Origin of the sequence: Yoonia sp. (genome assembly GCF_046292185.1) — a bacterium.
Lineage (GTDB): Bacteria > Pseudomonadota > Alphaproteobacteria > Rhodobacterales > Rhodobacteraceae > Yoonia.
In genome coordinates this window covers 20,259-33,799 of the sequence record NZ_JBKBQY010000033.1, presented here as the reverse complement: position 1 = coordinate 33,799, position 13,541 = coordinate 20,259, and the positions used below count along the sequence as shown (strand labels likewise).

Annotated in this window: 14 protein-coding genes; 1 reads left to right on the top strand and 13 read right to left on the bottom strand. The window is 60.9% G+C overall.

The window, feature by feature from the left end:
• The 13 genes from bamD to ftsW all read right to left on the bottom strand — a co-directional run.
• The coding region (gene bamD / locus ACK4TM_RS08235; protein ID WP_409699522.1) for an outer membrane protein assembly factor BamD at positions 1-508 on the bottom strand (508 nt) is incomplete at its 3' end.
• A 117-nt stretch (positions 509-625) separates the two neighbouring features.
• Entirely contained in the window at positions 626-1,543 is a 918-nt protein-coding gene (gene lpxC / locus ACK4TM_RS08230) for a UDP-3-O-acyl-N-acetylglucosamine deacetylase (protein WP_409699518.1), read from the bottom strand.
• 205 nt (positions 1,544-1,748) lie between these two features.
• Entirely contained in the window at positions 1,749-3,335 is a 1,587-nt protein-coding gene (gene ftsZ, locus ACK4TM_RS08225) for a cell division protein FtsZ (protein WP_409699515.1), read from the bottom strand.
• A 177-nt stretch (positions 3,336-3,512) separates the two neighbouring features.
• On the bottom strand, positions 3,513-4,847 hold the full coding sequence (gene ftsA, locus ACK4TM_RS08220; RefSeq protein ID WP_409699512.1) for a cell division protein FtsA: 1,335 nt from the start codon (positions 4,845-4,847) through the stop codon (positions 3,513-3,515).
• Entirely contained in the window at positions 4,847-5,743 is an 897-nt protein-coding gene (locus tag ACK4TM_RS08215; protein WP_409699509.1) for a cell division protein FtsQ/DivIB, read from the bottom strand. The genes ftsA and ACK4TM_RS08215 overlap by 1 nt, the downstream gene beginning before the upstream one ends.
• A complete protein-coding gene (locus ACK4TM_RS08210; RefSeq protein WP_409699506.1) occupies positions 5,731-6,645 on the bottom strand; it encodes a D-alanine--D-alanine ligase in 915 nt (304 codons plus the stop codon). The genes ACK4TM_RS08215 and ACK4TM_RS08210 overlap by 13 nt, the downstream gene beginning before the upstream one ends.
• A 75-nt stretch (positions 6,646-6,720) precedes the next feature.
• The gene (gene murB / locus ACK4TM_RS08205) at positions 6,721-7,659 is read right to left on the bottom strand and encodes a UDP-N-acetylmuramate dehydrogenase (RefSeq protein ID WP_409699503.1); all 939 of its coding nucleotides are present in this window, start codon (positions 7,657-7,659) and stop codon (positions 6,721-6,723) included.
• Positions 7,652-7,942: a hypothetical protein gene (locus ACK4TM_RS08200; RefSeq protein ID WP_409699501.1), complete on the bottom strand. Its 291-nt coding sequence runs from the start codon at positions 7,940-7,942 to the stop codon at positions 7,652-7,654. The genes murB and ACK4TM_RS08200 overlap by 8 nt, the downstream gene beginning before the upstream one ends.
• Before the next feature lie 33 nt (positions 7,943-7,975).
• The gene (locus ACK4TM_RS08195; protein ID WP_409699498.1) at positions 7,976-8,260 is read right to left on the bottom strand and encodes a UDP-N-acetylmuramate--alanine ligase; all 285 of its coding nucleotides are present in this window, start codon (positions 8,258-8,260) and stop codon (positions 7,976-7,978) included.
• Positions 8,260-8,502: a DUF2484 family protein gene (locus ACK4TM_RS08190; RefSeq protein ID WP_409699495.1), complete on the bottom strand. Its 243-nt coding sequence runs from the start codon at positions 8,500-8,502 to the stop codon at positions 8,260-8,262. Before ACK4TM_RS08190 ends, ACK4TM_RS08195 begins: the two co-directional genes overlap by 1 nt.
• A 7-nt stretch (positions 8,503-8,509) precedes the next feature.
• Complete coding sequence (gene murC / locus ACK4TM_RS08185; protein WP_409699492.1) at positions 8,510-9,907, bottom strand: UDP-N-acetylmuramate--L-alanine ligase; 1,398 nt, start codon at positions 9,905-9,907, stop codon at positions 8,510-8,512.
• Positions 9,908-9,924: 17 nt separating this feature from the next.
• On the bottom strand, positions 9,925-11,022 hold the full coding sequence (locus ACK4TM_RS08180; RefSeq protein WP_409699489.1) for a UDP-N-acetylglucosamine--N-acetylmuramyl-(pentapeptide) pyrophosphoryl-undecaprenol N-acetylglucosamine transferase: 1,098 nt from the start codon (positions 11,020-11,022) through the stop codon (positions 9,925-9,927).
• Complete coding sequence (gene ftsW / locus ACK4TM_RS08175) at positions 11,019-12,188, bottom strand: putative lipid II flippase FtsW (RefSeq protein WP_409699486.1); 1,170 nt, start codon at positions 12,186-12,188, stop codon at positions 11,019-11,021. The genes ACK4TM_RS08180 and ftsW overlap by 4 nt, the downstream gene beginning before the upstream one ends.
• A gap of 129 nt (positions 12,189-12,317) precedes the next feature.
• On the opposite strand from ftsW, the gene ACK4TM_RS08170 reads away from it, so the two are divergent.
• The gene (locus tag ACK4TM_RS08170) at positions 12,318-13,496 is read left to right on the top strand and encodes an NAD(P)/FAD-dependent oxidoreductase (protein ID WP_409699483.1); all 1,179 of its coding nucleotides are present in this window, start codon (positions 12,318-12,320) and stop codon (positions 13,494-13,496) included.
• Positions 13,497-13,541: the final 45 nt, after the last annotated feature.

The window sequence follows — 13,541 nt, the reverse complement described above, 5'->3', positions numbered from 1 at the left end:
GATCGAATTTCGCGACCGAAGCGGCGGCATATTCGCTGTCTGGATAGTTCTCGATCACCGCGCGCAGCGATTGCAGCGCCTGAAAGGTCAGACCCTGATCGCGGCCAATGTCGCTGATCTGGTCGTAGTAAGACAAGGCCAGCAGATAGGCGGCATAGGGCGCATCCTGTTCGGCCGGATAGAAATCAAGGAACCGCTGCGCCGACGCGCGGCTGTTAGGATAATCACGATCCTTGTGATAGGCAAACGCCTGCATGATCAGCGCGCGTTGGGCGAATTCGGAATAAGGGTAAAGGCGTTCGATCTCGCCGAATGTGACAGCAGCGCGATCGGGGTTACCCGCCTCGACCTGCTGTTCGCCCAGATTGAATATCTGCTGCGCGGTCAAATCGTCCAAAGGACGATTATCACCGCCGCCGCCGCCACAGGCCGCCAGCAAAATAAGGGCGGCAACCGCGCCCAGAACGCGTTTGTTTGTTTTGCTGCTTGTCACGTTAGCTGTCCTCATACCTTACTGCGTGCACAAAGAACGCGGCGTTTGTTGGTCTGAGAAGGGTCTAGCATACAAAATTGGGGGGCAAAATGCCTTTTGATCAGCAAGCGATCAACAGCTTGGTAGCAACGCTCAGGCAACGGCCACAAGATCGGCCTGGCTGACCCCCACACCGGGCAGGCGCGCGGCGATATTGCTGTCGCAGCGGACCAGCCGCCATGCGTCGGGCTGCGCAAAAAGCGCACGCAACAACAGGTTTGTCATTGCATGTCCCGCACGAGAGCCGGTGTAGCGGCCCAGCACCGGCGCACCGGCCGTGTACAGATCGCCCAGAGCATCCAGCATCTTATGGCGAACCGCCTCGTCCGGATGGCGCAGGCCACCGGGTGACAGGATCTGGTCACCGTCGACGACGACCGCGTTCTCCATGCTTCCGCCCAAGGCCAGTCCCTGTGCGCGCATCATATCCACATCGATGGCACGGCAGAAAGTGCGGCTGTCACACAATTCGCGCACGAAAGCGCCATTGGCCATGTTCAGCGTCTTATGCTGGCGGCCGATGGCTGCATCATCAAAATCAATCGAAAAGTCGATCTGCAGCGTTGTCGCCGGACGTAAGGATGCGAATGCCGCACCTTGGGTGACGGAAACTTCGCGCAGCACCTCTATCGCGTTCAAGGGCGCGGGATCGCGGTGAAGCCCGGCAGCCACGATGCCACGCACAAATATCGCAGCGCTGCCATCCATGATTGGAACCTCGGGCCCATCAATATCGATCATCGCATTATGCACCCCGCAGCCCGACAAAGCCGCCATCAGATGCTCTATCGTGGACACTGACACACCATCTGCATTGCCCAGGCGGGTGTTCAAAGGCGACACGATCACATTGTTCCACAACGCCTTGAGCAAAGGCATATCGTGCAAGTCAACGCGCCGGAACACAACACCCGTTCCCGCCGCCGCAGGATGAATAACCAGACGCACAGGCGCGCCGGTGTGCAAACCTATGCCTTCAAAGGCGGCTGCGGATTTCAGAGTTTGTTGCACTGCGCGTTACTTTATTTTTATACCGAATGACAATTTACCTAGTGCGCAGATGCAGCATTCTCAATTCACTCTTTGCGACGGACTGAAACATGGTATTTCAATCGCGCGGACACAAAAGCAACCCATTGATATAAAAAGAAAAAGCCGCATCTCTGCGGCCTTTCCCTTTCGTGTAAGCATTTTGTAACGGACGTGGCTGTTCCGATCAGTTCGCTTGACGACGCAGGAAAGCCGGAATTTCGATTCGATCCTGTTCGCCTTGGTCTTCCTGCGGTTCCTGGCGCAGTGCCGTCACCTGAGGCTGCGCACGTGACGGCTGTTGCGACGCCGTCTCTGCCTGCGCGCCGGTCATGCGGTTGATCAGCGAATTGATTCCGAAACGTGGTTTTTCAGGCTCTGCCGCGCGGGGGGCTGCAGCGGTCCGTGTCTGTTGCTCTGCTGTTTTGGGAACGCGGTTCACTGCGGCCTGCAACCGAGCCAAAGCCTCTGGCGAAGGTGTGCCGGGGGCAGAGGGCGCGCGCGGCGCGACAAAGCTGTCGGCATCGGCCAGCGTAGGTTCGGGCCGTGGCGTGTAGGCGGGCGGCGGCAGATCGTCGGCGCGCGTCTGGGCTGCAGGCGCTTCACGACGCGGTGCGAATGCCGGCGCGGGCTGTTCTTCGAATTCCTCGAACAGGGTTGGTTCGGGCTGCGCGGCGACAGGTGCTGGCGGTGTCACACGCTCTGCTGCCACACGCGCTGCGGCGGGTGCCGCAACGGGTGCCTGATGAGCCTGTGGCAATGGTGCAGCCATCGACCGGCGCGGTGCGGCATCTTCTGCGCGTTTTGCCTTGGCGTCGATGCCGGTGGCCACAACGGACACACGCATCCGGCCTTCCATACTGGTATCCAGCGTGGAACCGACGATGATATTCGCCTCCGGGTCGACCTTTTCGCGGATCTTGTTGGCGGCTTCGTCTAGTTCGAACAGGGTCAGGTCATAGCCACCAGTGATGTTGATCAACACGCCACGCGCGCCTTCGAGGCTGATTTCATCCAGCAGCGGGTTGGCAATGGCTTTTTCGGCAGCCTGCACGGCGCGGTTTTCGCCTTCGGCCTCGCCGGTGCCCATCATCGCCTTGCCCATTTCGTCCATTACAGCGCGAACATCGGCAAAATCGAGGTTGATCAGGCCGGGACGAACCATCAGATCGGTCACACCCTTGACGCCCTGATAGAGGACATCATCGGCGAGCGCGAAAGCCTCGGTAAAGGTGGTGTTTTCATTGGCCAGCCGGAACAGGTTCTGGTTGGGGATGATGATCAGCGTGTCGACAACCTTTTGCAGGGCTTCGATACCGTCATCGGCCTGACGCATCCGCTTGCCGCCTTCGAACTGGAACGGCTTGGTCACGACGCCGACAGTCAGCACACCCAATTCACGCGCGGCCTGCGCGATGATCGGTGCGGCACCGGTACCGGTGCCACCGCCCATACCGGCGGTGATGAAACACATATGCGCGCCAGCCAGATGATCGACAATCTGTTCGATGCTTTCTTCGGCAGCAGCAGCGCCGACGCTTGCGCGCGCACCGGCACCCAGCCCTTCGGTCACCTTCAGGCCCATCTGGATCTTGGAGGTCGCCCGAGATTGTTGAAGTGCCTGCGCATCAGTATTGGCCACAACGAATTCAACGCCGTCGAGTTCTTTCTCGATCATGTTGTTGACCGCGTTGCCGCCAGCGCCGCCCACGCCGAAAACAGTGATGCGCGGCTTCAGTTCGTCGTGCCCGGGAAGGGAGAGATTCAGTGTCATAACTCGGTCCGCCTGTTTTTATATCAGCCCGTCCCACCGGGCGCCTGCTGCCTATTAACCTTCAGCATAGCCCGATGATGCCGAAAGGTCACGGAAAAAACACTTAATCACTACCAAATCTTGACAGAAAATCCGGCAATCCTGCTCGATATCGGCAAATCGGCAAGATGTTGCGCATTACCAATTGTCACGGAACCATTTCACCGCTCTTTTCAGTGATCGCGCGGGGTACCGGTCTGCCGGAATTTCGAAATCCCACCACTCGTCCTGCGGGTTCGCCGCAAACAAGGACAGTCCGACAGCCCCGGAAAACGCCGGTCCGATGGCCGCCTGCGGCAGCCCTTGCACCCGCAAAGGACGGCCAAGGCGCACCTGTTGACCCAAGATCTTGCTAGCCAGCCCGTCAAGCCCGGGGATCTGGCTGCCACCACCCGTCAGGACAATCTGCTGGCTGGGCAGATGTTCGAACCCGGCGGCGTCCAATCTGACGCGGACCTCTTCCAGAATTTCCTCGACGCGCGGGCGCATGATGCCGATCAGCTCTGCCCGGCTGACGGTGCGGCGGTCGCGTTCCCAATCGCCGGTATCGCCGCCGATCTCGATCATCTCGCGGTCATCCATGCCGGTGGCGACGACGCCGCCGTAAAAAGTCTTGATCCGCTCTGCCGTGGCCGCCGGGATCTGCAACCCCATCGAGATGTCAGAGGTGACGTGATCCCCCCCCATCCGCACGGAATCCGCGTAGATCATGTGCTTCTTCATGAAGACAGAAATACCTGTCGATCCCCCGCCCAGATCAACGCAGGCAGCGCCCAGTTCCTGTTCATCCTCCACCAGCGTGGACATGCCAGAGACATAAGCCGATGACGCCAGTCCCGCGAGTTCAAGATCACAGCGCTTGATACAGTAAAACAGGTTCTGGATCGCCGCGGCATCAACCGTCAGCATATGCATATCGGTGGTCAGCTTATTGCCGATCTGCCCGCGCGGATCGGCCATGCCCGATCGGTTATCAAGCGCGAAATTCACCGGCTGGGCATGCAGCACCTCGCGGTCGCTGCCATATTCGGGGACGTCGCAATTCGCCATCACCTGGCTGATATCTTGTTCGGTGACCATGCTGCCGGACACATCAAGCTCACCCGCCAGACCATAAGACCGGGGGCGCGCGCCGGACAGGCAGGCAATCACATGATCCACGCGGACATTGGCCATTTTTTGCGCTGCCTGCACCGCCGTGCGGATCGCGCGTTCGGTTTCCTGCATCGCATCGACTTCGCCAAAACGCACACCACGCGACCTTGTGGTCGCGGCCCCGATGACGCGGAACTGCGATTGCCCCGCCATGGACCCGACACCATCGACGCTGCGGAAGCGTTCCGGTCCGTCAAAGCGCAGCACAAGGCAGGCGATCTTGGATGTGCCGATATCCAGCACCGCGACAACACCGCGCTGCATCGCGGCTTTACGCATTTGCCGCATCGCCCGTTGACTGTCGTAAAGATCGCCCATCAATTGCCCGCTCCATCTGTTGTTGTACTTACGCGGCGCAAAGCGGCCGCAGCATCTTCGTTCATCCGCAAGGTGGGGCGATTGGCGTTGCGCATATCGACAATCGCCACATCCCGTTCCAGCATATCCTGCGCCGCATTCAGCGCGATCACCCGGTCAAAGGCCGGAACCGCCCCGTCGCCGGGCAACATGATCCGCTGATCGCGATCCAGAATGATATCCCAGCGGCGTTCGCCCATCCGCACCAGCCCGCGCACCCGGTCGCGCAAAGGGCCGGCCCCTGCATAAAGGTCGAGCGCTTCCTGAATATTCTGCTCTGCGCCGTCGCCGGCAATCAGCGGGAGGTCCAGACGGTTGCTGCGCGCCTGCACTGTGCCCGATTGCACACCTTCGGCATCGATCAGCCGCAGCACCGGACCATCACGCCATAGGGCCACGGGTTCGCGCGGGGTGACATCGACCTGCAAAGCCCCCCCCGGCCCGACCCGCACAGAGGCAGAACGCACGGCGTCCAGCGCCTCGATCTCGGCACGGATCGCCAGCAAATCCAGTTCAAAGGAAGAGAGTGGAAAATTCTTCGGCAGCAGCGCTGTCACATCCGTCATGATCGGACCATCCGCGCCATTCACCACCATGGATTGCACCATGAACTGCGGGCGTTCCTGAAATCCCTGCACCGTTTCGGCAATCGTCGTTTCCAAAAGTGCACGATTTTCCGGCTTGGAATACCACGACCCCGCAATCGCCGCGACCAACAGGATCGGTACGCCAATCTTGACGCTGGCGCGAAACCCCGGCGTCAGCATCAGCCGCTGATAGCGATAGCCGAGCTTTGACGGTGCCGGATCATGCGGCACATCGGATGCGTATCGCTTGCGGCGAATCAACGATCGCATGACGCATCCTCCACCAACCAGCGGCACAATTGTGGAAAGGTGATGCCCATTTTCGCGGCCTGTTCCGGCGCCAGCGACGTGGGTGTCATGCCGGGCTGGGTGTTGGTTTCCAGCAGGACCAAGCCATCAACGCCCCGTCTTTCGTCCCAGCGGAAATCCGTCCGGCTGATGCCGCGACAGCCCAGGGCTTGGTGGGCGCGCAGGGCATAATCCATGCAGGTATCGAAAATCTGCGCAGGGATATCCGCAGGCACGACATGGCGCGACCCGCCCGGCGCATATTTTGCATGATAATCATACCAGCCATCTGTGATGATATCGGTGACGGTCAGCGGCGCGTCGCCCATCACGGTTGTCGTCAGCTCACGCCCCGGCGCATAGGTTTCGACCATCACGCGCTTGGGCATGTCATCGGACAGTTGCGGCGGGCCGTTGGCGGCTTCGTGAACGATGTAAATCCCGACGCTGGAGCCTTCGTTATAAGGTTTGACCACATAGGGCGGCGGCATCACATGGCGCGCGCGCACATCGTCGGCATCAGCCACAATGCTGTCCATAACCGGAAGACCATGTGCGCGATAAACAACTTTGGTGCGTTCTTTATCCAGCGTCAGCGCCGAGGCGAGGATGCCCGAATGCGTATAGGGAATCCGCAACCATTCGAGCAGGCCCTGTACTGCACCATCTTCGCCCCAGCGACCATGCAGGGCGTTGAAGACGACATCCGGGGCAATGTCGGTCAGACGCGTGGCGAGGTCGGGGCCGGCGTCGACCTCAATCACGTCACATTCTGTCGCCCGCAAAGCCGCTGCACATTCGCGGCCCGAGCTGAGCGAAACTTCGCGTTCAGCCGATGGGCCACCCATCAGAACAACTACTTTCGGGTTTGCCCTGCTCGACATACCCACTGCCCTTTTCGCGGGTCTTTGCGACCCGTCGTTTGATCTGCCCCTTTTCCGGGGCATGGTCTTTTGCATTTAATCTGCGGTTGGGTCGCCTGTTCGTACGCCTACCCGCATAATTTCCCACTGTAGCGTGATCCCTTGGGAATCGTAAACCTTTTTCCGCACCAATTCGCCCAGATCCTCCAGATCGGCGGCGGTCGCCCCGCCTGCATTGGTCAAAAAATTGGAATGTTTGGTATTTATCATCGCCCCGCCGAGGACGGCACCACGCATCCCGGCAGCATCGATGACCGCCCAGGCCTTCATTTCATGGGTATCGTCGGCGCGACCCGTGGACGAAAACCCCGCTGGATTGCGAAAGGTCGACCCGGCGGTGCGGTCCTTGGTCGGCTGGGACGCGTCGCGCTTGGCCAGTTGATCCTCCATCCGCGCGGCAAGGGCTTCGGGGTCGTCCGAGGGTGCCTTGAACGTTGCGGCAAGGATCACGGCCCCTTCTGGCAATTGGCTTTGCCGATAGGCAAGTTGCAGATCGTCAGGGGTCAGTTCGGCGATAGTCCCATCGCGCAGCACAACTGTCACCGATATCAGGACATCAGCCACATAGGCCCCGTAACAACCGGCATTCATCCGCACCGCCCCACCAATGGTGCCGGGGATCGTGCGCAGAAAGGTCAGGTCCAGCCCCGCCTCGGCGGCGCGGCGCGCGACATGGACGTCAAGTGCTGCGGCCCCGGCTGTCACCCTGTCGCCTTGAATCGTTATCGCGTTGAACCCGCGCCCCAACCTGATCACCACACCCGGAATGCCGCCATCACGCACGATCAGATTGCTGCCGACCCCCATGGGAAAAACCGGGACTGATGGATCAAGAGCCGCTAGGAACGCGGACAAATCATCGGCATCCGCAGGCTGAAAAAGCATCTCTGCCGGGCCACCGACGCGCATCCATGTCAGGTCCGCCAGCGGGCGATGTGGGGTCAGCGTCCCTCGGACGTGGGGCATATCATACATGCAGGGTTTTCTCCTTGCGCCGCCATCCCAAGCTGGCACCAATCAACGCACCCAGCGCCGCTGGGCAGGACACAATGATCAGACCGAGCATATACAAAACGCGATCCCAGCCATTTATGGTGTTCACACCAAGAATCATCGCCAGTGTAAAGACCAGCCAGATCACTGCCAACGCCCATAGCCCAACCCGGGACTGAAGCCGCCCCATCCAGAATGCCAAGCCCATCGCGAGGGCAACGGCAATGACCGGGGTCACGAGTAGCATCGCGCCTTCAGAAAGCATACGCCGACTCCGCTTTGTGTTTGGACCAATCTTTCACTTTCCAACCCTGCTGTCATCACGGTCGCGCAGAGCCCTACCAAGCAGCGCCCCGGCACCGCCCCCCATCAGGCCCGGAACGACGCCCAGCAACAAGATCGCCATCGCCTGAACCGGATCGATGCCAAAAGGCGCACCCATCGCATAGCCGAGGATGACAGCAACCGCCCCCAGCACCGAGAGGAGCGACATGACCAGACCGAACTGCCCCATGCGCGCAAGCCGGACCAAGGCGAAAAAAGGCACCAGCGCGCAAAGGACCATGATTGCAACCACCGCCATCAACGCACCCCGCGCAGCCAGCGCCACAGATAAAACAAGGGCCAGCGCAGGACCAACCCGCCGACGGCCAGCGCGAGAGTCCCGGCCCATGGCCCCGCCTGCCAGGTCACCCAGACAAGCAAGGGCAGACCGATAGCAATCAGGATATAGGCGCGCCGCCAGTGGTTATCGGTAGACGGGAAAGCTGCCATGACAAAGGCCAGCACGACCCACAGAGCGATGACGATGAGGGCCGGGGTCATCAGGTCCCTACCCCTGCAACCGCCCCGGCAGCCCGTTTGCCCAGGCGCTGATCGTTCCCGCCCCGAGGCAGACCACCATATCGCCCGGTTTGGCCTGTTCGCGCACCAGCCGTTCCAGATCATCCTCGGAATTCACGATGCGGGCGTGGCGGTGGCCGTGGCGGATCAGGCCTGCGACCAGATCCGCGTGACCGGCACCTACAATCGGGTCTTCGCCAGCGGCATAGACTTCCGAGATGCCGACCACATCGGCATCGTTGAAACAGGTGCAGAAATCTTCGAAATGATGCGACAGGCGGCTGTAGCGGTGCGGCTGGTGCACAGCGATCACACGGCCCGTGGTGGCCTGTCGTGCGGCGCGCAACACGGCGGCAATCTCGACCGGGTGATGGCCGTAATCGTCGATGATGGTCACGCCATTCACTTCACCCACTTTGGTAAAGCGGCGGTTGACGCCACCGAACCCCTTCAGCGCCGCGCGGATTTCATCCTTTTTCAGCCCCAGATGCCGCGCCACAGCGACAGCGGCCAAAGCGTTGGACACATTGTGATCGCCGGGCATCGGCAATTCGCAGCCCTCGATCACCTGATCCTCGGATTGTAGGGCAATATCGAAATGCGCGACACCGGCATTGTAGGTGAGATTGATCGCCCGGACATCGGCCTGCGCGTTGAAGCCGAAGGTCACGACGCGGCGGTCGGTGATCCGGCCCACCAGCGCCTGCACCTCGGGATGGTCAGTGCAGCAAACGGCAAGGCCATAAAACGGAATGTTGGACACAAAATCATAGAACCCTTTGCGCAGGTTCTCGATCGTGCCCCAATGTTCCATATGTTCGGGGTCAATGTTCGTGACAATCGCGATGGTTGCGGGCAGGCGGTTGAAGGTGCCGTCGGATTCGTCCGCCTCGACCACCATCCATTCGCCCTGCCCCATCCTGGCGTTGGACCCATAGGCGTGGATAATCCCGCCGTTGATGACAGTTGGGTCGATGTCGCCTTCGTCCAGCAGAGCCGCCACCATTGTCGTAGTGGTGGTCTTCCCATGCGTGCCGGCAACCGCGACATTGGATTTGAGCCGCATCAGTTCGGCCAGCATTTCCGCCCGGCGCACGACAGGCAGGCCCTTGGCGCGGGCCGCGTCCAGTTCGGCATTGCCGGTCTTGATGGCAGAGGAAATCACCACCACCTCTGCCCCTGACAGGTTCTCGGCGCGCTGCCCTTCAAAGATCACGGCGCCCAAGGCTTTCAGCCGATCGGTGATTTTCGAGGCTTTCAGATCCGACCCCTGCACACGGTATCCGTGGTTCAGCAACACTTCTGCAATGCCCGACATTCCGATCCCGCCGATCCCGACAAAATGGATCGGGCCGATATCAAGAGGCAGTTTGGTTGCAGCAGTCATCAAAGGTGTTCCATCCATCATTTCTTGCCTGCCTCTGCCAGATTTTCAACCAGTTGCACAAGCCGTTCTGTCGCGTCAGGCACGCTGCACGCCACAGCCTTGCGGGCCATATCGGCGGCCATGGCGTCATCGGTCAGCAGGTTCTGCAATGCCATCGTCAGGGTCGGCGCATCAAAATGCGTCTCAGTCATCATCAGCGCGGCCCCTGCTTCGACCAACTGGCGCGCGTTGGCAGTCTGTTCATCCCGCAGGGCAGCCGCGAACGGCACCCAGATCGCCGGGCGCCCGATCACGCTGACATCCGCTACAGTGGAAGCACCGGAGCGCGAGATGACCAACTGCGCCTCACTCATCCTTGCGGGGATGTCGGTGAAAAAGCTCTGTACCTCGGCGGCAATACCGGCCTCGGCGTAGAAATGCGCGACGCGCTCCATATCTTCGGGCCGCGCCTGATGGCTGACACGGATGTTGTGGCGCAGATCATCGGGTAAAGCAGCGATGGCTGCAGGGACCACATCGGACATGATCCGCGCGCCCTGCGATCCGCCAAGCACCAGTAGGGCCATCGGATAATCGCCCGGCGGGATGAACGGCGCCCCGGCGCGCGCCAGCACCGCGCCGCGCACAGGATTGCCGGTATGCACCCCGGTCACTCCCTCCGGCAGCGCGGTCGGCCATGTGCCGCAAGCGACCTGATCCACCCGTTTGGCAAAGATCTGATTGACCCGGCCCAACACGCCGTTTTGTTCATGGATCATCCGCGGGATCCGTAAGGCCCAGGCTGCAGACATTGCCGGGATCGCCGGATAGCCGCCAAAGCCCACGACCACCGCAGGCCGGTCACGCAGCATCCGCCATTTGGCCGCAGCGATCCCGCCCATGATGCGGAACGGCACGGCAAGTTTCGCAGCCTTGCCGCCACGGGCAAAGGTCGCGCTGCCGACTGTCGTGACTGTCACATCATGTGGAAAGCCACCCGTATAGCGCGCACCGCGCGCATCGGTGGACAGTTTCACACGCCAACCACGGGCCAGCATCGCCTCGGCCAAAGCCTGTGCCGGAAACATATGCCCGCCGGTGCCACCGGCGGCGATGATCAGCAAAGGTGTCTTCATCTGTTCGCCCGCCGCAGCAGGATATCGCCCATCTCGCCCTGAGGCCTGCTGCGGGTGAAGGCCAACAGCATCCCGATGGCGATACCACCCGCGATCAGCGACGACCCGCCATAGGACACGAAAGGCAAGGTCATCCCCTTGGCGGGCAACAACCGCACCGCCACGCCCATGTTGATCATCGCCTGCGCGCCAAAGATACAGGCCAGGCCGGTGCCCGCCAGCCGGATGAAGGGGTCACGCTCTTTCATCAGCCGCAGCAGGGACCCAACGACGATAGTGATATAAAGCGCGATGATGATCAGCACGCAGACAAGGCCATATTCCTCGGCCGCGACGGCGATGATGAAATCGGTATGGGCGTCTGGCAAGGACCATTTCACCTGACCTTCGCCCACGCCGACGCCGAAGAATCCGCCTTCGCGGATCGCATTGGTGGCGAACCCGAGCTGGGTCGTGGGGTCGACATCGGGCGACAGGAACCCGTCGATCCGGCGCGCGAAGTGTTCCGAACTGGAATAGAAAATCGTGCCGGCAAAAAATGCTGCCCCGGCCAGCCCGATCAGCAAAGTCATCGGCGCGCCTGCCACAAAATACATCAGGCCCCAGGCGAACATGATCAACGCAGCCTGCCCAAAGTCAGGTTGCATGGCCAGCATCAGCGTGATCGCCATGGTCAGGACAAAGGAATAGAGCTTGCCGGGCGGCCCGCCCAACTGGGTCGACGCAGACAAAAGCCATGCAGCCATGACGACGAAACCAGGCTTGAGGAACTCGGATGGCTGAACTGATACGAAACCCAGCGAATACCAGCGGGTCGCCCCCTTGCCGAAATCCGTGCCCAGAACCGGCAACAGCGCCAGCGAGATGAATGCGCATAGAAACCCAAGGATCGCCAGTCTGCGCACCATGGTGGGCGACATCATCGACACAACGATCATCACCGCAATCGCAAGTCCGCCGAAAATGCCTTGCCGGATGACATAGTGAAAAGGTTCCAGCCCGGTGCGCGCGGCCAAAGGCGGCGATGCGGCAAGCCCAAGCAAAAGCCCAATGGCGAACAACACCAGCACACAGGACAACGTCCATTTATCAATCGTCCGCCACCACCGTGGAAGAACCGGGTCGCCGGTTTGCACCGGTACCGCGCCATAGACCATTTCCGTCATGGATCACCGCCAATTTGCCTCAATCGCCCGTTTTCCGGGTCTGCGCCAACCATAGACCGGCTTGGCACGCTTATCTACAGAAAATCTGCGCTCTTGCGCTGTGGGCTATTCCACGCCACATCGCATCGCATGAAAGTCCGGACCTTGATCATTGGCGCAGGCGCCGCAGGGATGATGTGCGCCGCCCATGCGGGACCGGGGGTGTTGGTCGTCGATCATGCGCGCGCTGCAGGTGAAAAGATTCGCATCTCGGGCGGTGGACGCTGCAATTTCACCAATCTGCATACCGGGGCGGATAATTTCATCAGTCAGAACAGGCATTTCGCCAAATCCGCGCTCGGGCGCTATACGCAGTGGGATTTCATCGCGCTGGTCGATTCCCACGGCATCCCGTGGCATGAAAAAACGCTTGGCCAATTCTTCTGCGACACATCCGCCAAGGATATCGTCGACCTGCTGCGCGCCGAGATGGATCGCGCAGCGGCGCAACTGTGGTTGCAGACGGCAGTGCTTGATATCCGCCAAGACGGGGCGGATTTCATCGTGAACCTGAAGCGGCAGGACCGCGAAGTCACTGTCACAGCGCGCAATCTGGTGATGGCGAGCGGCGGTAAATCCATCCCCAAGATGGGCGCCACTGGCTTTGCCTATCAGGTGGCGGAACAATTCGGGCTGCCCGTCGTCACCCCGCGCCCCGGTCTGGTGCCACTGACCTTCAGCGATGACAGGTTCAGACCGCTCGCTGGTGTTGCCACGCCTGCACGTGTGACGGCGGGGGCTACCGGATTTGATGAAGCTTTGCTTTTCACCCATCGCGGCCTGTCCGGGCCTGCGGTGCTGCAAGCCTCCTCCTATTGGCAGGAAGGCGATGCGATCAGCGTGAACCTGACCCCCGGCACCGACCTGATGGGTGCGCTGCAAAGGCACCGGAAAGGCGATCCGCGCAAGGCGCTGATGACGATCCTGTCGCTATACCTGCCCGGTCGGCTGGTGGATTATCTGGCCGGCGGGTTTGACCTGTCCGGCACGATGGCCGACCAAAGCGATGCGCGGCTGACAGCGCTTTGTGCCGATCTGCAGGCCTGGCAGGTCACGCCGTCCGGCTCCGAAGGGTATCGCACCGCCGAAGTGACCCTGGGCGGCGTGGATACTGCCGCTCTGTCTTCGCGCACCATGGCTGCGCGGGATGTGCCAGGGCTTTATTTCATCGGCGAATGCGTCGATGTGACCGGCTGGTTGGGCGGGTATAATTTCCAATGGGCCTGGTCGTCGGGCTGGGCTGCCGGTCAGGCGATCAAGGAAAGGTAAGGTGGGTCATGACCCACCCTGCCCGGCGATCCTGACAGGACGATT